This window comes from Caminibacter sp., assembly GCF_053999135.1.
In genome coordinates this window covers 1-24916 of record NZ_JBMXVQ010000020.1, presented here as the reverse complement: position 1 = coordinate 24916, position 24916 = coordinate 1, and the positions used below count along the sequence as shown (strand labels likewise).

Annotated in this window: 19 protein-coding genes; all 19 read left to right on the top strand. The window is 32.4% G+C overall.

What is annotated here, in order from left to right; all coding sequences use genetic code 11:
• Position 1 precedes the first annotated feature (1 nt).
• The 19 genes from ACXJH6_RS01450 (at position 2) to ACXJH6_RS01360 (ending at position 24770) form a co-directional block, all read left to right on the top strand.
• Positions 2-694, top strand: coding sequence for an SEL1-like repeat protein (locus ACXJH6_RS01450; protein WP_456469989.1), 693 nt, complete (start codon positions 2-4; stop codon positions 692-694).
• Between the two features lie 46 nt (positions 695-740).
• A complete protein-coding gene (locus ACXJH6_RS01445) occupies positions 741-1442 on the top strand; it encodes an SH3 domain-containing protein (RefSeq protein WP_456469988.1) in 702 nt (233 codons plus the stop codon).
• Positions 1402-1944: an SH3 domain-containing protein gene (locus ACXJH6_RS01440; protein WP_456469987.1), complete on the top strand. Its 543-nt coding sequence runs from the start codon at positions 1402-1404 to the stop codon at positions 1942-1944. The genes ACXJH6_RS01445 and ACXJH6_RS01440 overlap by 41 nt, the downstream gene beginning before the upstream one ends.
• A 49-nt stretch (positions 1945-1993) precedes the next feature.
• Positions 1994-2617 (top strand): TrbC family F-type conjugative pilus assembly protein, encoded by a 624-nt coding sequence (locus ACXJH6_RS01435; RefSeq protein ID WP_456469986.1) that lies wholly within the window; start codon positions 1994-1996, stop codon positions 2615-2617.
• 1 nt (position 2618) lies between these two features.
• Positions 2619-3287: a hypothetical protein gene (locus ACXJH6_RS01430; RefSeq protein WP_456469985.1), complete on the top strand. Its 669-nt coding sequence runs from the start codon at positions 2619-2621 to the stop codon at positions 3285-3287.
• An 11-nt stretch (positions 3288-3298) separates the two neighbouring features.
• Positions 3299-4336: a TraU family protein gene (locus tag ACXJH6_RS01425; RefSeq protein WP_456469984.1), complete on the top strand. Its 1038-nt coding sequence runs from the start codon at positions 3299-3301 to the stop codon at positions 4334-4336.
• Complete coding sequence (locus ACXJH6_RS01420; protein WP_456469983.1) at positions 4333-5049, top strand: hypothetical protein; 717 nt, start codon at positions 4333-4335, stop codon at positions 5047-5049. The genes ACXJH6_RS01425 and ACXJH6_RS01420 overlap by 4 nt, the downstream gene beginning before the upstream one ends.
• Positions 5046-10829, top strand: a complete 5784-nt coding sequence (locus ACXJH6_RS01415) for a hypothetical protein (protein WP_456469982.1) — start codon at positions 5046-5048, stop codon at positions 10827-10829. Before ACXJH6_RS01420 ends, ACXJH6_RS01415 begins: the two co-directional genes overlap by 4 nt.
• An 11-nt stretch (positions 10830-10840) precedes the next feature.
• A complete protein-coding gene (gene traN / locus ACXJH6_RS01410) occupies positions 10841-15910 on the top strand; it encodes a conjugal transfer protein TraN (protein WP_456469981.1) in 5070 nt (1689 codons plus the stop codon).
• Entirely contained in the window at positions 15903-18659 is a 2757-nt protein-coding gene (locus ACXJH6_RS01405) for a DNA topoisomerase (protein WP_456469980.1), read from the top strand. The genes traN and ACXJH6_RS01405 overlap by 8 nt, the downstream gene beginning before the upstream one ends.
• Positions 18616-18942 (top strand): hypothetical protein, encoded by a 327-nt coding sequence (locus ACXJH6_RS01400; RefSeq protein ID WP_456469979.1) that lies wholly within the window; start codon positions 18616-18618, stop codon positions 18940-18942. Before ACXJH6_RS01405 ends, ACXJH6_RS01400 begins: the two co-directional genes overlap by 44 nt.
• Entirely contained in the window at positions 18939-19730 is a 792-nt protein-coding gene (locus ACXJH6_RS01395) for a DsbC family protein (protein ID WP_456469978.1), read from the top strand. The genes ACXJH6_RS01400 and ACXJH6_RS01395 overlap by 4 nt, the downstream gene beginning before the upstream one ends.
• 176 nt (positions 19731-19906) lie before the next feature.
• Positions 19907-20308 carry a hypothetical protein gene (locus ACXJH6_RS01390; RefSeq protein WP_456469977.1) on the top strand — a complete coding sequence of 134 codons (402 nt, stop codon included), beginning with the start codon at positions 19907-19909 and terminating at the stop codon, positions 20306-20308.
• Between the two features lie 44 nt (positions 20309-20352).
• Entirely contained in the window at positions 20353-20688 is a 336-nt protein-coding gene (locus ACXJH6_RS01385; protein ID WP_456469976.1) for an RRXRR domain-containing protein, read from the top strand.
• Between the two features lie 9 nt (positions 20689-20697).
• Positions 20698-21213 carry an outer membrane beta-barrel protein gene (locus ACXJH6_RS01380; protein WP_456469975.1) on the top strand — a complete coding sequence of 172 codons (516 nt, stop codon included), beginning with the start codon at positions 20698-20700 and terminating at the stop codon, positions 21211-21213.
• A gap of 387 nt (positions 21214-21600) precedes the next feature.
• Positions 21601-22404 carry a hypothetical protein gene (locus ACXJH6_RS01375; RefSeq protein ID WP_456469974.1) on the top strand — a complete coding sequence of 268 codons (804 nt, stop codon included), beginning with the start codon at positions 21601-21603 and terminating at the stop codon, positions 22402-22404.
• Entirely contained in the window at positions 22401-22676 is a 276-nt protein-coding gene (locus tag ACXJH6_RS01370; protein WP_456469973.1) for a hypothetical protein, read from the top strand. The genes ACXJH6_RS01375 and ACXJH6_RS01370 overlap by 4 nt, the downstream gene beginning before the upstream one ends.
• On the top strand, positions 22673-23791 hold the full coding sequence (locus ACXJH6_RS01365) for a hypothetical protein (RefSeq protein ID WP_456469972.1): 1119 nt from the start codon (positions 22673-22675) through the stop codon (positions 23789-23791). The genes ACXJH6_RS01370 and ACXJH6_RS01365 overlap by 4 nt, the downstream gene beginning before the upstream one ends.
• A gap of 13 nt (positions 23792-23804) precedes the next feature.
• Positions 23805-24770, top strand: coding sequence for a tyrosine-type recombinase/integrase (locus ACXJH6_RS01360; RefSeq protein ID WP_456469971.1), 966 nt, complete (start codon positions 23805-23807; stop codon positions 24768-24770).
• Positions 24771-24916 lie beyond the last annotated feature (146 nt).

The window sequence follows — 24916 nt, the reverse complement described above, 5'->3', positions numbered from 1 at the left end:
AATGGCTAAAAAACTTATAATATTTTTTCTTTGTTTTTCTTTTTTAACGGCCAATGCCATAAACAATGCAAACGGTTCGGAAATTTCAACGTACCGTGATTATCTGAAATTTAAAAAAGAGATAGAAAAAACCGCAGTATTTGAACCTGCAAGGGCTTACTTTATATTAGGAACCCTGTATATGAAACCGTTTAAATTCAAAGAAAAAACAATAACACCGGATTTAAACAAAGCTTTGATGTATTTCTATAAAAGTCTTGAAAACGGAAACAAATTGGCAGCGTATTATATTGCTCTGCTGGAATATCGAAGAGGTAATGTATATAAGGCGCTTTTAGTTCTTGAAAAAACGCTTAATTCCATAAGAAATTATAAAAGTTCGGCATATACCCTGCTTTCTACGGAATATGCCTCAATCATTTTAGATACGCAAAGGGAAGATAAAACGGCTTTAAAAAAAGCCATCAGTTACATTGAAAAAGTGGATGCCAAAAATAAAACGGCGGCTTATTTGTACGCAAACCTGCTTTATTTTTTAGGACCTGAATATACGAAAAAAGCCTCTGAAGTTTTAAATTATGTATGTTCTACAACAAATGATAAAGAATTAAAGAAAAAATGCGAAACAAACCCGTATATTAAAGGAAATAAGGCAGAAGTTCAATGTCCATTATTAAAACAACGAGGAGAATGACTTTTTTTTATAACTTTTTTATAATTTTAGAAAAAAAGGTTTGTATATGAAAAAAAACATAATTACAGTGTTAAGCGTTTCTTTATTCGGACTGGTGTTTTTAGGATGTGCCGGCAATAAACCCGTACCCAAACCTCAACCACCGGCAAAACCTCAAAAAATAATATACACACCGTCTGAAGATGTGAAAAAGGCAGTGGCTATTTTGATTTACAAGCAAAAAGAGCTTGAAAAAAGAGTTGAAAATTTAGAAAACGGCGTTCCAAAACAAAATAAAAATACGAAAAAGAAGCAAACTCAGCAAGCAAAAGTCTGTAACTTCTCAAATCAGAAAAAAGCCGTAAAAACTGTTAGCGTAGATACAAACGCTTATTATGTAGCAAAAACAAATGTAAACATAAGAAGATGTGCAACGGTAAAGTCACCAATTACCGGAATTGTAAAAAAGGGTGAAAAGGTAAAATTTTTATATTGTAATGTATATAACTGGTGTTTTTTAAAAGATAAGAGAGGATATGTAAGCAGAGTCTTATTTGATAAAGCGGACAGTGTTAAGCCTTACTTAAATAACGCTTCAAATAAAAACGTTATTAAGACAGAAAAGCATAAAAATAAAATAAGAATAAATAAAAAACCGGCAAATGAAAAAGAAACAAATAATTCCGCAATAAATATTAACAACAAAACTAACAATAAAAAGGTTTTAAATGCTGATGAGGTTATTAAAAAGTATATTAATAGCAAGTAGTATAATAATAGCGAATGTTCAGGCAAGCGACATTAACAATTCCAAAAAAACCGAAGCGGATAAAACTAAAATAAAAACCATATCTTTTGTGGATAAAAGCACGGAAAAAAATGCAAAGACAATAAACATTATGATAAATACCGCTGTGGAAAACCAATTTAATAAAATAAATAAAAAACTAAACAAATTAACTGACAATATTTTACTCTCAAAAAAAGAACTTGCAAAAAAAACTGAAAAGCTGGAAAAAGAAAACGGACTTTTAAAAAGAGCAATAGCAAAGATGATATTAGATATAGAGAAAATAAAAAAAACACAAAACAGACTGTATATTGTTAACGGAAACATAATAAACGTAAGGAAATGCCCAAACGTTAACTGCCCTGTTGTAAGAAAAAGATTATACGGGGATATTGTAATTGTCGAAGGGAAAGAAGGCGATTGGTATAAGACCGCCGCAGGAAATTATATTTACAGTAAATTGTTAATGAAGGTTTATTGAAAAAATGTTTAATAAATCATTATTTTTTTTAATGGTTACAAGTTTTTTTATGAATGCCTATGCCTTTGATATGAATTCTTATCTACAGCAGTTAAAGAAAAAAAGCGAAGAATCGGCTAAAAAATATTATTCCAAAAAGGAAGGGTATATATTAAAAAAAAGAGAGGAGAATGTAAATTACAATGCAAGTTTAAATTTATACAGAAAATATTTTTCAAATGATACATATACAATAGAAAATTATCCAAAAACCCTAAATACAAAATATCTTTTTAAAAGAAGAATGGTATTGTTTTATCTTTTTACTACAAATATGCCAAAAGAAACATATTTAAACGTATTTAAACAAGCAGAAATAATAAAGGATAAACTTCCGGTAATAGGTGTGTTAAGAGGTATGGACTTATCTACAAAAAGAAGGCTTGATAACGCTTTTAAAAACGTAAAAGTTTATTTTAACGGAAGGGTTAATCCTTTTATTTTTAGAGATTTAGGTATTAAGAAGGCACCGGTGTTTATTGTGGCCAACTGTCAGGTAAAACCGTATTTAAAATACAAAAGCTGTAAATTTTTATACAGATTTGACGGGGATGTTACCTTATCTTACGCACTTTCAAAAATAGGAGATTATGATGACAAGATTAAGCGTATTTCTTTTGATTTTTATAAGTAGTTTGTATTCGTCAAGCATTACGAGTATATCGAGCGATAAAACTTCATATAAAAAAGGAGATACAGCGTATATAACCTATACTGTAAACGATAATAACAAGTATAAATTAAAGTTTCAGGCGTATGACCCAAATAATAATATTATATCGCCTAACAATTTTTCGGCGGTGGAATTTGGGAAAACAGCATTTGTTATTCCTAACAATTATAAGTATGGTTATGTGAAGGTAAAATTAGTACTTGAAGATAACATTGATAATACGATAAAAGATAAAAAAGAAATATATTTACAAATAAAAAACAATCAAGTTAATTCGCCATCAGATTGTCCTCAGTGGGCCACTTATTACAATCATCGCTGTTGGGCTTGGGCATCGCCGTGTTCAGGGGGATGTTCTACCATTACGTTTAGTCACGTTGCATCGGGGTGGAGATTTGTTAAATCAGAAAGTGAATGGAACTTAAGACCAGATAAATCAATGATACAACATTGTGCTGCTCCATATTTTGATAACAAATGGACACATTGTGATAGTGGTAATACACCTGTATGGAAATATGATGGCAGTTATAACGAATTATGGGTTGTTTGCGATAAAAACTGTAAAACTAATACTGTTGCAGACACTCTTCAATATCCTGATTATTGGAGTTGTTGTCACTTTAAATAAAGGATTTAAAAATGATGAATATAATTCAAATTTTATTTTTGTTGATAGTTTTTTTTAATACAAAAAGCCTTTACGCTCTTGGCAACCGTCCCTGTCTTGACCCTTTTTCAACAGTTGACTGGGGGTTCTTTTTTGATGAGTTTTTAATAGGAACATACGGATACGGCAACAGTAAGAATCCGTATTGCCAATGTGTAGTCGATAACGGAGGGGGACAGCCCGATGTCGGAATTAAAATGAGAATAGTCGATATGACGGGATTTGCCGAAGTAACAGATACACCGTTTTATTTTCCCTGTTTTATGGAAGACAAACCTAACAAGGTTAATATTAAAAAAAGGGGAAACAAATTTGCCGATTCGAATGACGATACCGGTACATATATGAACGGACATTATATTTCATATCCTGTGTTTGCTTTGCTGAATTTATTTGTAAACCAGGCCTGTATCTCCCAATCAAAAGTCGATTTGCCTTTTATAGGGGAGGTAGAGCCTGAGTGGTATAATGAGTTTGTAGCGGCATATACTCATCCTGAGAATAACCTTGTTTCAAATCCTATTGCACAGCTTGCCTGTCTGTCCGATTGTGTGTCTTCTTCTTTTAAGGAGCCTGACGAAGCTTTGTTTTGGTGCAGAGGCTGTTGGCATTCTCAGAGAGCCGGAGATGGCAGGGTGGAAGGAAAGACGGGACCTCTTGATGCAGCAGAATTAAGCGTAAATATGCTTGATTTTATGGCAATGACATTCAGAAGCGCACAGTCTATTCCGATAACGGCACTTCCTGCAGGATTGAAAGTTCAAACTGCTTCAACAAACGCAATAGCCTGCGGAACGAAAAAATATTTTCCAAGAATTATAAAACCCGCTTATTTTTTGCAAATGGCTTATCCTGTTGCGGATGATGCGATACCTATTGGATATCCGACTCTTTTATGGACAAATTTTAAAACTGTACCCGGTTATACCTCAACTATATTTGCAACGTGGAAGCGCAAAGTATGTTGTTTTGGAATATTACACGCCGCTCACATGGAGAGTGCTGAATGAAAAAACTTTTGTTAATTTTATTATTTATAAACAAAATGTTTGCTTTCAATGTTACATACGGAGGACTGTCCAACCCCCAAAAACCAGTTTTTTGCGGGAGGGAAGGACATTTATATGATATATCGGAACCTGATATGTGGGAAGAAATTGTTAAAAAATCAAAAGAAGTCAACGAAACTTATTTTTATAACCTTTTACGTAAAGCTTTAAATAAAGCATTCACAGTCGATTACGATTTGCCTGTGTGCGGTTCTTTGCAGATTGTTAAATTCCAGCCCGTTTATACTCTTCAAAGAGATATATATGCAAACGGTGCACTTTTATATAAAAAAGGATACCGTTTTAACGTTTTGGAAAGACTTAACAAACTTATGCCGTCCCAAAAACCTATAATAATTTTCGGCTCACTTGACAACAACTTATCAAAAAAAATAGGTTTATCCTTAATAAAAAAATACAAAAACGCTATATTTGCCGTAACTAAGGGTAATATTAAAAAGTTAGCGTATGAATATCCGTATAAAGTGGCCAAAGCAAATAAAGTTTTATTGGATAAATTTAATGTTAAATGCGATACCACTATATCTGTTTTAGGGAAAAGATATGTATATAATATTCAAATACCCGTAAATAAATTAAAAAAAGAAGAATTTGAATATATACTGAAAAAAATTCACGAAATGTATAAAAAATATTATAGGGGCAGAAAATGAAAAGATTAATTTTAGCTTTTTTCATATTAAATAATTTTTATTACGCTAAGGACCTGGTTTCTAAAATAGAAGTCCAAAACAAACCTCCTTATGTAAACAATAAAAATTTGGTGGTTGCCTCTTATCCTGATTCCAAGATAACTGTCACTTTAAATGCGGTTGACCCGGAAGGAAAAGGCGTATATACGATATTAAAGAATAAAAATATAGGTGACGGCATTGAGTGTGAGGTAAAAAACGCCATTCAAATAATATGTAAAATACCGGCGATGAAGCTGACCAAAAACGATAAATGCAGCGTAAATACGGTAAACGGAAAAGATGAAATCTCATATTGCAAACCGTATAAAATACTTTACTATTTGAAAGACGGAGGGTATAACGACCTTCCTCCCGAAACTTCCGAAACATATACAATTACGTTAAGGGTGGCAAATGAAATAAACGCCACTACCAAAATGGATTACAGAGGATACGGTACAAGTCTTATAGGAAATTTTGCGGTATCAAACTATAATAAAAACAATATAGCGAACATACTGCCTAAAAATATGAAAGAACAGTATAAACTTGCGTTAAACACTAAAGATAAAGCAAAGTTGAAAAACGACAAGATTTTAAGCGTTCAGGGAGCGCAAGGCGCATTAAAACAAGCGGTTTCAGGAACGGACTCAGATTATATTTTGGATAAGGCGGATTCAATAACTACAGGAACGGCTGTATCGTCCGCACCCGTTTACTGTACGATAAAAAGAGCAGGAACTTTCGATACTACGGCATATGTATGTTCTCTTGACGGTATGCTTGAAGTCAATCCGGTGTTGGCTACTACATACAGTTACGACCCGGCCGATTCCGGTTCGGAAAAAGAAGCGCTTTCCCAATGTCAGGAATCGTGTAAAGAACCGGTACAGTGCAACGATATTTCAGGCGATGTTTTTTATAATTTTGTTAAAGATAAAAACTATATAACAAGCGATATAGCAAACAGCAATGCTTCGGAGGACTGCAGTGAGATTAAAAAAATAGTTATTGAAAAGAAAAATGCACAGGGAGAACTGCTATCTACTGAGGAAATACCTGTTGATTCCAATGTGCAGTTAAAAGACTTTTACTGGAACACGGATAAATTAAAAACACAACATTATATTCAGGATAATCTTGAATTGGACTGTGATTTTAGGAACAAACTGGATATTAAAACTTATACCAAAGGCCAGGCGTTTTATGTCGAACCGGTAAGCACCTGTTATTTAAAATACGGAGGCAATGAATATCCGAAAGTAAACGACAGCAATCTGTATTCTTTTAAGCTTCTATATTATCAGCCTAAATTTACCTGTCCTATAAGTAACGATACAATGGTTTATAACGATAAAAATATATGCGAACAAAACTGTTATAACGAAGGAAAGTGTATATCAATCAATTCCGCTTTAAACAACTTTAATGAACATATAATAAACAACTGTCAAGATGTAATACTTACAAACGGGGAGAAATTAAGTGAAGCCGTAGCCGCAAAACAGTGCAAACTTGTGGATGAGGTTAGTTTAGACGATGAAGGAAACGTAAAGAAATATTTCGTAAAAAACACTGCGGTTGTTGACCCTTTAAGAGATGATTTGGGATTTAGTTCAGACAGCAGCATTCTAAAAAAAGAAAACGCCATAGAGATGCTTGGCAGTTTTGTAGATATGAAACTTAAAGGCAAAGACGAAAAAAGAATTTCTAAGATAGTTTATCCTGATAAACTGATAGGGTTTGATGGGAAAGAAAAAAACAGGGGGTTTGATTATTTAACTTCCATATACAAAGCAAAAGACAGCAACGCAAGTGTAGCCCTTTTAATAAAAACAAGTCCCGAAATTTTGAATGAATTGCGAGATAGGAAATATGAAGACGCAGATTATGGAATCTTACCGGTTGTTATGCTTCTTAATGTGCAAAAATACGGGGAGAAAGAAACAAGCCTAAAAACGTATTATCTGCTTAATTTGGATGATTACAATAAATCTGCAGTATCTAACAGTACTGTTACACAGAAAAAAGCCGGTAAATATAAAGTAGTGTTGGGGAAAATAGGTAGCAATTATTGGACAGGATATTGTAAAATATACAACCTTACTACAAAATTTTATATTAAGAATTTGGATGATGTAGAATATTTTACATTAAAAAGGATGAAATGGGACGATTGGATTAAATTGACTATAAACGGGCATCTTATAAAAATTGCCCCGCGTGATGGGGACAGACTTGAAATTGTAAATAAAAGAGTTCAGTATGCACCGGGTAAATACGGAGATTGTGAGTTATCTACAAGCTGGGATAGGAAATATAACATTGAAGCAAAACAGTTTTTAAAAGAAGGGCTTAATGAAGTAAATATTACTGTGGAAGTTGCAGGAAAAGGGGAAGGTTATGCGGAATTTGAAACATTTGTACATGATACGGAAACGTTTGAATGTAAAGCAGACTACTGCTCAAAAGAAACAATAAGTATAAATACCGAAAACGCAAGTAAAAATATAAATATATCCTTATCGGCTCCAAGAGTCATAAATCAGTTTTATTATTTGAGAAAAGAGGCTGTTATACAAAGCGGCGGGGAAAATATAAACCCGGACAATTTACTATTCAAACTTTCAGACAGCAGCTGGGGGGTAACTCCTGTCGGGGCCATTGAAAACGAAGATTTTTTAAAAGAGTCGGGGTTACGATATGTAATAGTAAATAACGATATGTATCTGAACCATTATGCAAAAAAAGGAAACGAGCATTACATTATTATTCCGTTTGATAAAAGCGTAATCGGTGTTACAACATTTGATAAGATGAAACAGTCTTATGAAAATTATAAAGCCGATAAAGAAAATTATTTTGAAAAAGATGCCGATTTCAACAAATATTCCATTTCAATGGACACTTCCTTTAAAGTGGTTAATTCGTATGAATCCACCGCAAATCTTTTCCTTGACAATAATATAAAATATAACGGACATCACGTAATATTAGAACAGAATTATTTATTCTTAGATGAAAACTATGACGGGATTCCTGATACCGTAGGAAGCTGTCCGGCCGATTTTACAAAAAAAGGTGATTACTGCTATACCGAGTTAAACAGCGTAACGTACGGTAAAGCTTCCGGACTTGTTCCGGTATATCAGGTTGCTGGAAAAGGATACAATCCTGATAATTTAAAAATTACGGATGCATTTGACAAATGGGCAATTAGCACATCAAAGCTTGATTTGTCGAGTTATCCTAAAATTGTGAATTTATGGAGAAGTGCCGGAATGGACGGCGTTTTTTCGCAGTGGCTTGCAAAAATTGATTTCAATTCTTTTGACGATGGCAAACTGTTTGTAATTATTGATAAAAAGAAAAATTTACAAAAACTTATAAATGACGTAAAAGACAAAGGCATTAATTATTTGGTAAATCTTTTGGAAAACGATTATGTTGACAATAAAAAATATTTGGCATGGGAAATGAATAAAAGATACAGCAACTCCATTATTTATAACGGTAACGGGCTATATAAAGGATTTGAAAGTTCTAAAGTAAACAGATTTATTAAACTATTTGGAATGCATACTTATGATACGATATGCCCTGAATATTTTGTTTTTGACGGATTGTTGTGTGTAAGTCATAAAAATCAGAATGTAATAACTGCCGCAGGATTTTCAAACTATTTTACAAATATGTTAGAGAAAAAAGACGGGCCTTTATATGCTTCATTTAATAAAGGAGCGCTCTTTTTAAGAATGGTGCCTGAAAACGGATTACAACCTCAGCAAACCAATTTAGTGTGTCCTGACGGATACGATTTTGATAAGAATTTAAAACAATGTATTAAGTATGCGGATTTAGACGAGTGTGATGCACCAAATGGAAGTTATAATTTCGAATTACAAGCCTGTACGGCTTCGGCCACCTGTTCCAACGGGGGTGTTTTTGACGGTTCTACGGGCAAATGCGTTAAACTGACTCCGTCAAACTTTACAGGTAAAAACGGGTATTATTTTATTTTTGAAGACAGTAAAGATAAATACAGTTTTTATACTCCTTTAACAACGCCTCAGAAATATCAGTGCATTTTCCAGCAGTATAAATGCCCGTTAAACGGAATTGTTTATAACAGCAAATCAAAATGCGATTTGTTATGTTATGAATATGATAACACGGGTAAGAAAAATTATCAGAAGTGTACTTTTGTAAAAAAAGAAGAAAAAGATTATTATAACGATGAAGAAACTTGCAGATACAAATGTAAAACCGAAGATAAAGGATATAAGGGATATTTTAAATTAAAAATATTTAGCAAAGCTCCTTTTAATAAATTTTCTAATATTTCGGTATATCATAACGGTAACTTAGTAAAAAATATAAATGCAAACAGCGACAATTCTACGTTGGGTGTTGTTATCGACAACGCAAAATCCGGAGATGAGGTTAAAATTAAAATTTCAAGCGTTTGGAAAGACGGACAATACGTTACAGGAATTGGCTATTGGAATGATTTGGTGGGGGATAAAACAGAGGCTGTGGGTGATAAAAAATGTTACCTTTTTGAAAAATATTACGATACTCAGAATAAAATCACAATAGGTATAGATATAGACGATGACGGCAATTTAGATTCGTATTTGAAAATTCCAACGTTCTACTGTGTATCCGAAACACCGTTTGAAAAAACAATAGATATAAAACTTACCGATTCCAAAATTCAAACTGATTATTACACATACAATCTGCAGTATAAACAGGAATCTTCTAAAATTGAATTTAATAATGAAGGATTATGTGTTACCGCCGAAGATAAAGACAACAAATCAATAGTGCCGTTATATTCCACTATTGTAAACAAAGAATTTACGTCCAATGCCAAAGTCGGTTATATAAGCCCTGTGTTTGCTGACAATTCATATTACGGGGTTAAAGGCGATGTAGATAAAGGCGTAGTACTTGAATTTAAAAAACACTTGTGTCATTATCCTTTACAGGACGAATATGAGGGGGCAAAATATACGGACAGTTTACAAAACCTTTTTTATTTATATAAGTATTTTGACCAGTGTCCTGGTTACCTTGAAGACGGGGTTAAATTTTTAAGATTGAACACAAATGAAGAAAAAAAGGGCGCTTATAAACTTGGAATTGAGAAAATAAACAAAGGAGAATTTAATTTTGATAGTTATTCGCCTAAAGAAATATATGACGCCTTAAATAAAAAGCATTTAATTCCGTTTCCGTCCGGTAAAGGTATTTACATGGAAGACAATTACTATATAAAAATTCCGAATGTAGGAAAAAGACCGATTACAATCGGCTATGGCTATTCCCCATTTGAAGATTGTAAAAGTATAAACGGAACAAGCGTTAAAAGCGAGATAGCATATGCACCTAAAACCGACTGTTCGTATCCGGGACAATGGACATACGATTCAAAAATAAATAAATGCGTAGCAAACGCAAGCGACGAATTTGGCTGTATAATAGGTTCATATTCAAACGGAAAATGTTATCTTGAACCTAAATGTCCGAGCGGATACGCCCCTTCTTTAGAAGGAAAATGTAAAAAAATAATTATTACAAAATATCAGTCTGACAAGAAAATATGCAAGCCCTGGTGGACATTAAGAAGAAAATACATATGTGACAATATAGAAGGATTAATTGACGGTTATACGTTCGGACTGCCGAGATGGATAACCATCAAGCAGCTTCCGGTTTATAAATATCAAGATTATAATTTCAATAAAGAGTAAAAGGTTTTGTAATGAATGTGGAAATAAAAAAAATCATCAGTTTCTTTATTTCTCTCAGTCTGATTTTTAATAACTTTTTATACGCTCTTAACTATTCAGACGTAAACGGTAGCAACGAGGGATATTATGATATTAACAATACAATGCCAAAAACCCCAAATGCCGAATGTTATTTTATTTTTGACAAATTTGTATCTTCCAAATGCCTTGAATTATATAATAAGTATAGCGGAAAAATAAATGAAATGATGAAGGAAGATACGTTTTATAAGTGTCTTATAAGCAACTGCGGGCTTTATAAGACGGATTCTTCAAATATTGAAGAAAGCTATCAGTATAAAATGGAGGTTGAAAAAAAATGTCAGCTTGTTGATGAGAATACGCTTAATTTTAACGAATTGCAAAAAAGCGACTGGTTTGTAAATTTAAACCTCAACTTGGATAAAGAAGCAAACGTTTCAAAAAAAGAAACCCAAACAAGATTTCTTCCTTTTAAAGTTTTAAAATATAAATGCCCTAAGTTTTTAAAAATAGACTATCAAAAAAAAGAAAGGGTATTGCAATATCCGGTTTTATGCTTTAAAACGGACAGTTCTTTAAATAACACAATAATCAAGTGCCTTGAAGATAAGGATATGTCGGCCTGTAAGGAGGTTAATGAAAAAATCGGCGGCAATTTGAAAGAGTATATTCAGTATTTGTATTGCGACACCGATAGTGACGGTGACGGCTTTCCTGAAAGCCTATCCTCCGCATTGCAGCAGCAGTGTCACAGAGCCGATGCCGCATCTTTGAGATGTGAAAAAAACTCTTTATGTTCTACAAGCGTAAAATGTGTAAAACCTGGCGAAAAGACAGTCGATTCTTTTAAATATAAAAAATGCAAAAACCTTAAAAGAGATTATGAAGACCACGTGGTATATACACAGTGCGGCGATGTTGAAGATATTTATCAAAACAATCCAAACTGCGTGAGAATAAACAGCATAACGGATGCAAGAGAAAGCGGAGTGGAATATTTTGAAGGGAATTCCACTACAAACAACTTGAATGAAAACTTTAGGATTATAGAAGTTAAAAACCATCCCAACAGTAAAGATTTTCTAAATTCGTATCACGAGTATATTTTATATCAGAAAAAAAACGGAAACGTAAATAAAAGGTTTGTTGCCCTTATTTATCCAAGAGCTATTTATAAAGAGACAAAAGGACTGACCTTTTTAGGGAAAATATTAAACGTAGTAACGGGAGGATTTGTAGCATATTCACAAGGGTTGTCGTCTTCCATGTTCGGGCCTCTGGCAATAGGAGCGGGATTTGTAACGAAAACTGATAAAATCCCCCCAACGGTGATAGACGATGTTTTAAGAAACGCAATCAAAGGAAAATACAAAGTTACCACAAACAAAGACGTTGAAGGCATTACTTACAAAGTTAAAGAAGACAAAGGAACGCTTTCGACCACTTATAAAATGTATATGATGAAAGCGTGGTGGGACCCAACAGTAGTATATTCCACCAATCTTGCAAAAGACCCGGTTGCGGATGACTGGATTTGGATTGGGCATGACAGAAGAAACATACATTATGATTTTAAATTTAAAATATTGCCAAGCGATGTGCTTGTAATGTATAATATTAACGCTAAGTACGATACGGTGGCAACTCCGGAAGTTTATTACAAACAATACGGTAATTTAAAATGTAGCGATACCGTTGAACCGGTTCAGGCGGAATGGAAAAAATTTATAAATGCAACAGAATACAAATACTCATCTCCAACCATTCAGAATATGAGCATTTTTTTAACATACCCTTCATTGTATAAATTCGATTTTTACAACGGAGCTTTTTTGGTGGGAAGTTTTTATAAAAATTTTTCCTACAACAAAGGGCAGTATCCGTTAATAGGAATGGGACTTGACGGAAATGTAAGCGGTGAAGATTTCAGCAGTGTTATGAATAATTTATACAGCAATAAATATAAACAGCTTATTATTGACGATACCGTAGAAGATTATATGTCCTTAGCCGAAACAAAAACACTTATTAACAATTTAACGGATTCTCTTTTGAATACATATGTAAAAAGAAATATTGATGAAATCTTAAAGAAAGAAAAAACGTTATACGAATATCCCGAATCAAAAGCAATTTTTGATTTTTACTCCCTTGATTACGCACTGGATTATTATATTTCAAACGACTTAAAAGACAATGTGTGTTTTAAATCATATATGGGAGATATTCCTAAACAGGAAGGAAGCGCTGACCTTTCGGATGACAACACCCTTGCAAACTTAAACGAGGACCTTAAATTATACCAGCAGTGTCTTTTATCAAACGAAAATGAAAAAAATAAAATTATTAATAAATTTAACAATGACGACAACCTTTTGGATTTGGACAAAAAAAGACTTAACGAGTTAATGAAAAACACAAAACTTGTTTATTACGATTTAACGCAAAAAGAAAAAAATAATATAAATTCTTATTTGAACAAGTCATCGACAAGGTATCACCTTTCAAACGATATGGGCAGCTGGAGTATGAGTTTCAAATCTGCATGCGGTGATTATAATAACGCCAAAAACAACGCATACAGTAATTATATGTCGGGATTTAACACAATTACAAAAAATTATTTTGGGAGTGAAGCAAATTCCATTGCAAACGGATTAATAAATTTAATTGATTCACACATGGACAATGTGACTTTAAGATACAGATATTCTATTTACAGCAGGACAGGTACAACAAAATGGGACACTTATCATTCAGCCGTAGCGGGAAGCTACAGTTGTACATATGAGAGCAGCTGTTACAGCTCATGTGCAAGTACATATTCGTGTAATTGTTCTACAGATAAAGACGGAAACGAAGTGTGCGGTACGTGTTGTTCACCTGGCTACGTCCCTTGTACAAAAAGCGAAAGCGGAAGCTGTTACACTTATGGAAGTGCCGGATATAGATGTAGCGGACAGTGCAACGGCTATGTAAATGCGCATTGGGGAAGCCAACCCAACCCTTGCGGGGACAGTGAATGCGATGTTTCAAATGACTGGGATATGCAATGCAGTGCCAATTATACTTATTACAGAACAAATGACAACGGAGGAAACGGAAGCGGATTGGCAACGGAATACGGAAACCATAAGTTTAGCAGTTACGGAAGCTACAGTTGTGACGACATAACATTAAGCCCTACCGGAAGCCCTTACAAATACTGTCAGACAAGCGGCCACGATTTAAAACACTTTAATTACAAAAACACGTTTACGGGATACGGATATTGGAACTCAACAGCTAAGAAACTTAATGTTTCTACAAGTAAAATCGAAGAACTTGAAGATAAATGGTTAAGAAACAACAATTACAAAGACAACAGCTATACAGACAGTTTATGGGCTACTGAAAACGGCTACAATTCAATCAGGATTAAATTATCTACAAGTACAACAAACGGAATATATATAGAAACCAACAAATATATTAAACCACTTATTAAAAATTATGTAACAAATCTTGTAAAAAGTTTTTATAAAAAGAAAATCAAATATGAATTGGATGCGGGAGTAAACGGAGATACCAAACTGGAAACCAATAAAGACAAATACATGAAACAAATGTATAACGAAGCCATAGCAACCCTTAATAAATCCTATAAATTCCAGCCGTTTAACAGAGTCGAAATACATGACCTGCTTGCAGACCCGGATTCTCCTTATGCGATAAATTATTCGATAAAAACACCGTCTGATCTACTTATAACAGACCCTGAAGCCTTAAATATTATTATGCTTTCATTTCCTGAAGTAAGAAAATACAGATGTTATAAAGATTTCGAAAAATGCCATTTGGCCGATGATAAAAATTGTAAGCTTGAAAGTTATTTTAATCATAATTTTGTAAACGATTTTACAGGCAAAAGGGTGCCTACATTAAGAGATGAAACGTATAAATGTAAAAGCCAGACTAAATTAAAAACTTGCGAAAAGTACGAGGTTGAAAAAAAATGCTATAACATAAATATCGGAAATACGTTTGTTGAGTTTGACGATAAAGACTTTTCAAAAGATTTTGGGAAAGCCGTAGGAGAAAGTCTTGCGTTTGATGAGGCCATACATATATTCGGAGCTAAAAAATACAGATGCGAAAAAGGACTGTTTACCGACTTCAGCTGGCTGACCGACCCATCGTATTTGATGCAGATAGCATCGTTAATAGGAGGATATATTGCGGACAATACTTCGGCTGGAAAAGCATTAAAAAGCTGGCTTAAAGGAGAGGAATCTACATCCGATACCTGCTCAAACGCTTGGCTTGATTGTATGAGCAAGTCAGGCTCGTCTGTTACTGCAGTGCTTCAAAAAGGAACAAGCGCCGCAATAGAATGCGATTCTACCGTTAAAGGAGTTTGGGGCTGTCAAGGTTTTGGAGGCGTTTCTAATTTATCCAAAGCTTTGTATGCAGTCCAAAACAACCCTTTAATGAATAATCCTGTGGCACAAGCATTGCAGGACCCATTAACAAAATTATTGGTACAAACGGCGTTTAATTTAGCATTTAACACGTTTGACAACTGTAATCAGTGTATAGACAGGGAATGCGCACAAAGCCACAAACCTGAAGAAGCAGTGACATTAATTAAAATGACTGACGCCAAAGCAAAAAAAATAACAGGTGCCGAATACGGGCTGGGAAAAGATTTTATCGCATTTGGTCAGTGCTTTTTTAAAAGCGAAAGCTGTGTAGAGGAATTTGGGGGGCATTGTTTAAGGGATAAAGAAGAATACTGCTGTTACAATACTAAAATCGCAAGGATATTGGCCGGACAGATTTATGAACAGCTTGGACTAACTTATCAAAAAGACGGCTGTGAGGCTATTAAAATAACAGATTTGCCAAAAATCGACTTTTCTCCGTGTCCTGATGGAGTTATACCAAGTCCAAGCAACAAATGTATAAACTATAAAGAGCTTGAAGATTATATAAATTCAAAAATCAACTGGAACCTTAAAGGCAGTATAGATATGAATAAAATAATTCAAGCCGTAATGGATGAGGGAGCAGATGAGTAATCTTTTAATAGTGGAGAGTCCCAATAAAGTTAAAACTATAAAAAAAATACTCAATAAACATTTTCCCGGCAAATTTATAGTTAAAGCCACAAAAGGACATATTCTAAACCTGCCTCCTCACGAGCTTGGAGTAAAAGTCGATTTAAAAAAAAGGGAATTATATATAAAATGGATTACTGAAAAAGGGAAAAAGCAGATAATTGACGAGATAAAAAGACTGGCGGCCGAAGCAGATGAGGTTTATATTGCAACGGATGACGACAGAGAGGGTGAAAAAATAGCTTACGACATAGTAAATAAATGTAATATAAAAAACTATAAAAGAGTTGTTTTTTTAGAGATTACCGAGAGGGAAATACTAAGAAAACTGTTCAATGGAAGAGAGATTGACACCAATATAGTAAATGCGGCCACAGCAAGAAGGGTAATTGACAGAATTATAGGTTATCCTATATCCACTATTATAAAAGAAAGTTTTTACGTAAACAAAAAAAATTACATTCCAAGAGGGGTGGGGAGGGTAATATCGCCTTCGCTTCACATTTTAGTTGATTTAGAAAGAAAAATAGAGAGTTTTGTAGTAGAAGAACATAAAAGGGTAAAAATAAAATATATAAAAGACGGAATAGTGTTTGAAGTAAATTCACCGCTTTCTTTTTCGCCGGTACAAAAAAAAGAGCTTGACGAATACCTGTTTGTGCTTAATTCGAACCCCCATGTCGTCAGCTTCTATAAACAAAAAACGGAAGACCGCAATCCTCCAAAACCTCTTACAACCTCAACCTTGCAATACGGAGCATGGTATTTGTTTAGATTTAAGCCGAAAAAAACTATGAAACTTGCACAGGAACTTTTTGAAAAAGGACTTATCACATATCACAGAACCGACAGTGTTAGGATAAGCAACGAAGCCATTACGGAAATAATGGATTATATTTATAAAAATTACGGCGAAGAATTTGTGGTATCTCAGCCGAGATTTTATAAAAACAGCGACACATCGCAAAATGCCCACGAAGCCATAAGACCTACAAACTTTAAAGAAGAATATGCCCCTGAAAATATAGAAAAAACGGAAAAATTGAACGATGATTTGAAAAAACTTTACGAGTTTATATGGTTCAGGACGATAATTACACAAATGAAACCGTCCGTTTATGATGTTTCGGTTGTAGAAATAAATGTAGGAGGCAATCAGTTTAAAGCACAGGCAAACGAAAGGATATTTGACGGATGGGAAAAAATTAAAGGGGATTTTATAAAAACATCCATTAAAGGGGATGAAGAAGAATGGAGGGACAAGTTAATAAAACTGCCGGAGTTTGAAATCGGAGAAGAATTGACGCCTATGGACATCATTACATACGATTACATACCGCATAGGCCGAGAAGATTCGGAGTGGGACGTTTTATTACTTACCTTTCAAACCACAATATTGCAAGGCCTTCCACGCTTGATATGATAATAGAAAACCTTGAAAAGAAAGATTATCTTTCCATTCAAAAAGGAATGCTTTTTCCAAGACCGCTGGGATTTGAAGTTGATAAGTGGCTTGAAGAAAACGTGGAGTGGCTTGTAGATATAGAACTGGCTAAAAAATTCGAAGAAGAACTGGATTTAATTGAAAAAGGAGAAAGCGACTATAAAGACCTTGTATTTGCATATACCGATTTAATTAAAGAACTTGAGAGAAAATTCAATATATCTTCAATGCAGGAAAGTCCTACAACGGCACAGATAGAACTTATAAAGAAAATAGCGGAAGAAAAAAACATTAAGGTAAACGAAGCCGTATATAAGAATAAAAAACTTGCACAGACTTTTATAAATACGCATCTTGAAAAGATAACGTTTGGCAAATGTCCAATATGCAAAAAAGGGGAAGTTTTAAAAAAAGAAAACAGATTGTACTGCAATAATAGAAATTGTGATTTTGTACTGTTCAATTTCGAGAATTTTTTCAAGACTTTTAAGATAGAGCATAACGATAAGTTTATAGAGCTGTTTTTTAAAAGCCTTTTGAAAAGAAAAAAAGTATATCTCCCTTATTTGATAAACAAAGAAGGAAAAGAATTTGAAGCGTTTGTAAAAATAGAAAAAAAAGGTAAATATTATAATTTGGTTTTTGATTTTAAAAAACCTACAGAAAAAGATATGGAAATTATTAAAAATATTTACGAACAAAGCGGGTTTGATTTTGAAAAAATTAGCTTAAAAAAACAGATCAAAGAATTAAAGGAGGAAAGAAGACTTTTAAAGGATAGACAATTAAAAGACGGATTAACGAGGGCATACAACAGGGGTGCGTTAATAGCAGATATTGAAAAATTTAAAAAACTGCCTGCGGAAATAGCGCTTGATATAGCGTTTATTGATGCGGACCATTTTAAAAAAGTCAACGATACTTACGGACACAAGATGGGTGATGAGGTATTAAAAAAAATTACAGACGTTATATATGAAAATATAAGAAAATACAACATAAACGGCAGACTTTACAGATACGGGGGCGAAGAATTTTTGGTTATGGCAAGAAGCAGTGACTCTTTTGCAGATTTTTTGGAAAACATACGGGAAACTTTACAAAAGTATAAATTTAATTATAATAACACAGAATTTAGTGTAACGGTGTCAATAGGATACGTTAAAAACTGGAGCAGTAAAAACATAGAGGCTGGAATAGAAGCAGCGGATAAGGGCGTATATGAATCAAAAGAAAACGGCAGAAATAGAATCACACTTGTGTGACAAACTTAAAAGACTGCCTTTTAAAAACCGTAAGCAAATGGATAAAGTGTTTAAATTCGCTTCTTTGGTTATAAGGAACAAAGAAACCGGTTTTTATGTGATTGATGACAGCGTAAAAGGGCATTTTTGCGACAAAGCTTTAAAGTGTGCCAATGCACTTGAAAAAATCAAAACCTCATCTTCTTTTGAAGATATAGAAAAAATAAGAGAAATAGCATTAATGCAAAAAGAAATAGAAACAAAGATGGAAGACTTGATTAAAAAAACAAAGGAGATTAAATGAAAAAAACAGCATTTTCTTTAGTACTTGCAATGTTATTCAGTACAACGCTTTATGCTAAAAACGCTCATCAGACAGAAACTAAATTTAATAATACTATTCAAGAAAAAACTAAATATTTACCTGAAAAAAAAGTAATAGAACTGTTAAAGCTAATGCCTGACTCAAGCAAGATTATTAACGATTACAAAAATAAAAAAGTTAATATTTATGTTGAAGAAAAAGACGGTTTTTACGTTATTATGATAAAGGGTGAGAGAAGAGGGCAATTTTATATTACAAAAGACAAAAAATACGCTATTTTCGGAACAGTGGTTGATTTAAAGAAAAAAGCACCCGTTATGGGAACAGCACCTATTAATAAAAAAGTAATTGAAGATGGAGTTGCATTCAGCTATGGAAGCGGAAGAGAAACAATTTATTTGGTAACAGACCCTCAATGTCCTTACTGCAGAATGCTTGAAAATAAAAAAGGCGATAAACTGCTTGAGAAATACAAAATTAAAGTAATATTATACCCGCTTCCGTTTCATCAGTATGCAAAGCCTATGACTGAATATATTTTAGCCGGGAAAAATGATGCCGACAAAGCCGCAAGGCTGAGAAGAATACTGCAAGGTTCTAATGAATGGAAAAACTTTAAACCTACAGACAGACAAAAAAAAGAGATTAACAAAAAGCTTGAAAAAATGCAAAAAGCCGTAAATGAACTTGGGGCAAGGGGAACACCTACCATTTATACGGATAAATTTAAACAAATTCCATTAAGAAAAATCTATGAAGAAAAATAATGTCTGTTTTTATACAGGAAAATTTTTTCTTTTTATTCCTTCTTCTTTTTAGCTTTTTTTCTTATATTAGATACACATTTGCTTCAAGAAATCTTTTTTTAATGTCCCTTTTCTTTTTTCCGGCCACTTTTTTGCACGAGTTGTCGCATTTTATAACCGGGTTGATAACGTTTGCAATGCCTACAAGTTTTAACATTTGGCCTAAAAAGGAAAACGGGGAATATATATTGGGAAACGTAACTTTTAAAAATATAGTCTTTTTTAATGCGCTTATTGTGGGAATCGCACCTGTATTGCTTATCGTGCTGCTTTATTTTATAGATAAAAATAATTTTGAGATTTACTTAAAAACCGTTGATTTATTGTTTGGAACCGGCAAGAATTTTAATATTGCGAGTTTTTGCCTGTTTGTATATATAAACTATATTTTAGTCTATAGCGGAATTCCGTCAACACAGGATTTTAAAGTTATTTTATCCCATAAATTCGGACTTTTGTTTTGGTTATTGATTTTTTTTTGCTGTTTTTTTTTCTTTTTAAATGACGGGCAGATTGCAATAAAGAATTTTTTTAAATAAAATTATTTTGTATTAAATTAATCAGAAAATAAAAAGGCAGAGTTTTGAAGGTTGCAGTTTATTCAAAAGACGGAGTGTGGATGTCTTATACTCACCCTGCAAGAGCAAGAAAGTTGTTAAAAAAAAATAAAGCAACGATTTACAGGTATATACCGTTTGCAATAAAAATAAATAAAAAAGGAGTTAAAATGTTTGTGTCTTTAGGAAATTCTACTGTTAATTTGGATAAAGTTGAAAGAATCGAATTAAAAGAAAACAGAATAATGTTCTTCCTGGAAAGTATGACCGCAAGAGAAAACTGGAAGTTTGATGATGAACAAAAAGCAAAAGAGGTATATGACGAATTAAGAACATTAATCAGTGCTAAAATATTCAAATAAGGAGAAAGAATGAAAAAATTTTTACTTGGTATTGTGACGGCATTAACAATGGCAAGTGCATCTCAAATTGGGCACTGCAGCTATACATATGCAGGTATTGCCGTAACGCCTCAGGAAAAATTTTCTGTTGGGAGTGAAGATGTTAAAACAAAGCCTCTTTTAGGATTTACAACAGGTTTTATGAAAGTGTTTAGCAATAATATTATTGCAGGCGCAGGTTTGGAAGTGGCCTTTGGAAAATTAAAAGACTATTCGGACAGAGTAAGTTCAGGAAGCGTAAAATTAAATCTTGGGTACAGATTTGATACAGATTCTTTCCCTATAGACGTTTACGGAATTGCGGGATATAGATTTTCAAGAATAGGAGATACAGATGCACACGGAGCGGGATACGGTGCAGGAGTGAGTGTGATAATAAACGGATGGATGCCTACTGTGGAATATACTCACTATAAACTAAAAGACAGTGGGGTTGATATTGACGATGACAGAGCTACATTCAGTATAAATTTCGTTTCGTTTTAATCTATTCTTCTTTTTCTTCTTTCTTTGGAGCAGAAAGAACGAAAAATATAAAAATATACAAGAAGTAACAGCCAGTGAACTGCCTTGTCCCTTTAATCATTCTAATTTAGAGGGAAAATTCTTTGGAGATTTGGTTAAATTTTTTTGCTATAATTATTTCATTACTATATAGTAATGAAATAACATTTCAAAATTGTAAAAGATTATAATAACTTATTGTTTAGAAGAAAAAATATAAGATACCTTAGCTTTTATATAAAGTCCTTAAAAACTTTTTTTGATATATTTTATATCTAAAATATATAATATACCTTGTAGGTATATTATATTTGTTTTGTTATAATAAGATTTAGATAATTTATTTAAAAAATAAAGGAGAAAGGAAAAATGAACGATTTAAAGCTTTCCAAAAAAGAACAAAAAAAATTTGAAAAAAGTTTTAAAAATTATAAAAAGAGAGTCAATAAAGCATATAATACTTGCCTGTATTTAACTGAACTTAATTTAATAGATGAGAATTATTTAGTTGAGCTTGAAAATTTAAACAAAAGTGATTTGCTTTTGGAAGATTATATACAAAAGATGGCTTATCTTTTAAACAGAATCAGTTACATACAAATGGAAATGGGAAAAATCTTATCAGAACATTTAAAGTTAAAAATATTAGAAAGTTTAAAAAGTTTTTATTCAGATGAATTATTATTTGACTTCCAGGATTGGGAATTAACGGGAAATTATAAAATAATAAAAGAAAGAATATCAAAAGGCAACTATAGGGAAGAAGACTTTAATAAACATCTGCCAATATATTGCCCGGTTTGCGGAGATTTTAACTTATCTATTTATTCGGATTATCTTTATAATGCGTTTAGGGATAATTACTTTGCTTATGTGGCGGCTGTATTGGTAACCCATTACAGACACGAACATATAAACTATTACGATAGAAGCTGGAAATATCCAAAATATAGAGAAAAAAATAAAGAATACAAAAGCTATGAAGAATTTAAAGTAATGGTAAATAATAGGGCAAAAAGACAAATTTTAAGAAAAATTAAAAAAGACGTAAATATGAAAAAAGATTTTAAGGTTTTGCTGGTAAAAGCATTTAAAAAATTGCAATTTAACGATGAAAAAACAAACGAACTTATTGAGAAAATTTTAAAAGAGTTAACAAAGGAGAAAAAATGAGCGAAAAAATGATTGAGGTTAAATATTATCCTACTATAGAAGCGTATATGGAATATATCAATTCACTTGGTAAAGATGACTTTTTTAAACATCCGTTGTTTGATGAGGTTAAAAACAGTGCAAAAAGATTAATTAATGCGGATAATTCGTTGATTTTTGAGTTTAAAAGCAAGGAAGAAGCAAACAGATATAAAATTCTTTTAAATAATAGGCTTAATATTAAAGCGACAATAGATGACAAAAAGCTAGTTATTAATAAGGAGAAAAAATGAATAAAGTTTTACCTGAAAAAAGTAAAAAGAGTTTTAATGTTCATAAACCTCCTTGTAAAGAGTGTATAAAGACCGATTTGCACTGTTGCAACAGATTTCCGTTATTTAATAATGAGGAATTAGCGGAATTAATTGATAGCGGATATTTAGATAAAATAAATAAACCTGTGAGAATAATAAGATACAAAAACGAAATATATACTACAATAGATATTGATAAAGACGAAATAAAAGAGGTTAAGTTATTGCAAGAGGGTAAAGCAAATTGTATGTTTTTTGATAAGGAAAAAGGATGTATGCTGGGTGAGGAATATATGCCTCAGTATTGTAAGGAGATTAGAAATTGTCATTCTATTATAAGATGTGGGTTTTGCGGAATAAGCGAAGAAGAATTTCCTAAGTTAAATAAAGAGGAATTAAAAATTATTAAGGAAAAAAATAGAGTTGATTTTTTAAATTATGAAATAGCTTTTGCAAAGATATTTGAAACTTCCTTGTCCAGAGTTTTAAACATTCCGATAAAAAAGAAAAAGAATAAAAAAAGAAAAGATTTAAAAATAACAAAAGACGAATTAATATTTTTATTTGTTTTTCATGCGATTTTTGAGAATATGGATTATTTAAAAAGAAAAGGAATAATGAAAATTGAAACCAAAAAAAGATTGTTTATTGAAGAAAACGGTACAATCGTAATAAAAAAAGAACTGCATTTTATTCCTTTAAACGATGAACCTCTTTTGAAAAGTTTTCTCTTAAAATTGACAAATCTCTCAAGAATAACGATAAGTCTTTATAGTCCCGAAAAGCAAGATATTTTAGAGAGAAAATTAAACGGTATTTTAAAGGGATTGCATAATTATGGGAAAATTAAAGATGAAGACTTAAAAATTTACGGTTTGCTTTTTTCTATAGTCCTGATGTATTATTATAAGGACAAATTTAAAATAAAAGATAAAAGATTTAAGGGAATATTCCAATTTAAGGAATTTAACGAACTGGGAGATAACGTTTTGGATTTATTATATGAAGACGGATACGATGAAATTGAAATTATGAGAGAAATTACCGGATTCGTGGATAGTTTTTTTAAAAGAATCTTAAAAGAAAAACTGTAAGGAAAGTAATCTGATGGAGATAAAAGTAAGTCCGTATAAGAAAATAGAAGAGGATGTGGAGTTTTGGAAAAAACTTTTTATAAAAGAAAAGAAATCTCAAAACGCCTCTTTTAATACTGTTAAGCTTTATAACAATATTCTTGAAATTTTTAAAGAGTTTGCTTATTTGGAAAGAGTTAATAATGATATTTCATTGAGTTTAGATACGGTAAATAAGTATTTTATAACGGCATACATTACTTATTTAAAAGATGAAAAAAAATATAGCGACAGTACTATACAAAAACACTTAAAGGTTATAAAAACGTTTTTTAAATTTATAAGTGAAAACAATGAAGAAGCAATTGATTTGTTAATGAGAATTGAGAAGATGAGTTACAAGGTAAAGAAAAAAGAAGCGGTAAAATATACGGACGATGAGGTTAAAAGAATAATTGATTTTATTGATAAAGATAGCAAGTTTAATGATAATTTTTTTAAAATTAGAGATTATTTGATGATTAAGTTGCTTATTTTAACTGGAATAAGAGCAGAGGAACTTTTAAATTTAAGAGTGGATAGTATTCAAGAGGAGGGTGAATATTACATAATATTGATAGAAGGAAAAGGGGGCAAAGAGAGGATTAATTATGTTAAGAAAATCAAAATCAAAGAACTTTTTAAAAAATATTTAGAACTAAAAGAGAATTTAGCAATAGTAAGTCAATACTTTTTTACAACAAAAAAAGGAGAAAAAATAAAGTATGGCAACTTGTATCTTTACAATAAAAATTTGTTAGAAAAATTAGGGATTAGGAATAAAGCTTTGCATGCTTACAGACATTATTTCGCCATAAAAGCCGTAGAGGAAGGAATAAACTTGCAAACATTAGCGGAGTGGTTAGGGCATAGCAGTATTACGATTACATCAGAGTATTATGCAAGATCAAGCATAAAAGCTAAAAAGAAAATGGCTGAAATAGTCGGAAAAATATTGTAATTGGTTTATCAAAAAAAGTTTAGCAACTCCCGCCGAAACCATCGTCCTTAAGGGCGGTGATGGTCTATAGACCCCGTAACGAAGTGAGGACAAAGGCGGAATTAATCGGGAACTTTTTGATTTTCAATATATTCTTTTAAAATTTC

What these genes read in the sequence shown, in the direction of transcription:
- ACXJH6_RS01450 (WP_456469989.1), top strand. Translation starts at nt 2, where the DNA reads ATGGCTAAAAAACTTATAATATTTTTTCTTTGTTTTTCTTTTTTAACG.
- ACXJH6_RS01445 (WP_456469988.1), top strand. Translation starts at nt 741, where the DNA reads ATGAAAAAAAACATAATTACAGTGTTAAGCGTTTCTTTATTCGGACTG.
- ACXJH6_RS01440 (WP_456469987.1), top strand. Translation starts at nt 1,402, where the DNA reads ATGCTGATGAGGTTATTAAAAAGTATATTAATAGCAAGTAGTATAATA.
- ACXJH6_RS01435 (WP_456469986.1), top strand. Translation starts at nt 1,994, where the DNA reads ATGAATGCCTATGCCTTTGATATGAATTCTTATCTACAGCAGTTAAAG.
- ACXJH6_RS01425 (WP_456469984.1), top strand. Translation starts at nt 3,299, where the DNA reads ATGATGAATATAATTCAAATTTTATTTTTGTTGATAGTTTTTTTTAAT.
- ACXJH6_RS01420 (WP_456469983.1), top strand. Translation starts at nt 4,333, where the DNA reads ATGAAAAAACTTTTGTTAATTTTATTATTTATAAACAAAATGTTTGCT.
- ACXJH6_RS01415 (WP_456469982.1), top strand. Translation starts at nt 5,046, where the DNA reads ATGAAAAGATTAATTTTAGCTTTTTTCATATTAAATAATTTTTATTAC.
- traN (WP_456469981.1), top strand. Translation starts at nt 10,841, where the DNA reads ATGAATGTGGAAATAAAAAAAATCATCAGTTTCTTTATTTCTCTCAGT.
- ACXJH6_RS01405 (WP_456469980.1), top strand. Translation starts at nt 15,903, where the DNA reads ATGAGTAATCTTTTAATAGTGGAGAGTCCCAATAAAGTTAAAACTATA.
- ACXJH6_RS01400 (WP_456469979.1), top strand. Translation starts at nt 18,616, where the DNA reads ATGAATCAAAAGAAAACGGCAGAAATAGAATCACACTTGTGTGACAAA.
- ACXJH6_RS01395 (WP_456469978.1), top strand. Translation starts at nt 18,939, where the DNA reads ATGAAAAAAACAGCATTTTCTTTAGTACTTGCAATGTTATTCAGTACA.
- ACXJH6_RS01390 (WP_456469977.1), top strand. Translation starts at nt 19,907, where the DNA reads ATGCCTACAAGTTTTAACATTTGGCCTAAAAAGGAAAACGGGGAATAT.
- ACXJH6_RS01380 (WP_456469975.1), top strand. Translation starts at nt 20,698, where the DNA reads ATGAAAAAATTTTTACTTGGTATTGTGACGGCATTAACAATGGCAAGT.
- ACXJH6_RS01375 (WP_456469974.1), top strand. Translation starts at nt 21,601, where the DNA reads ATGAACGATTTAAAGCTTTCCAAAAAAGAACAAAAAAAATTTGAAAAA.
- ACXJH6_RS01370 (WP_456469973.1), top strand. Translation starts at nt 22,401, where the DNA reads ATGAGCGAAAAAATGATTGAGGTTAAATATTATCCTACTATAGAAGCG.
- ACXJH6_RS01365 (WP_456469972.1), top strand. Translation starts at nt 22,673, where the DNA reads ATGAATAAAGTTTTACCTGAAAAAAGTAAAAAGAGTTTTAATGTTCAT.
- ACXJH6_RS01360 (WP_456469971.1), top strand. Translation starts at nt 23,805, where the DNA reads ATGGAGATAAAAGTAAGTCCGTATAAGAAAATAGAAGAGGATGTGGAG.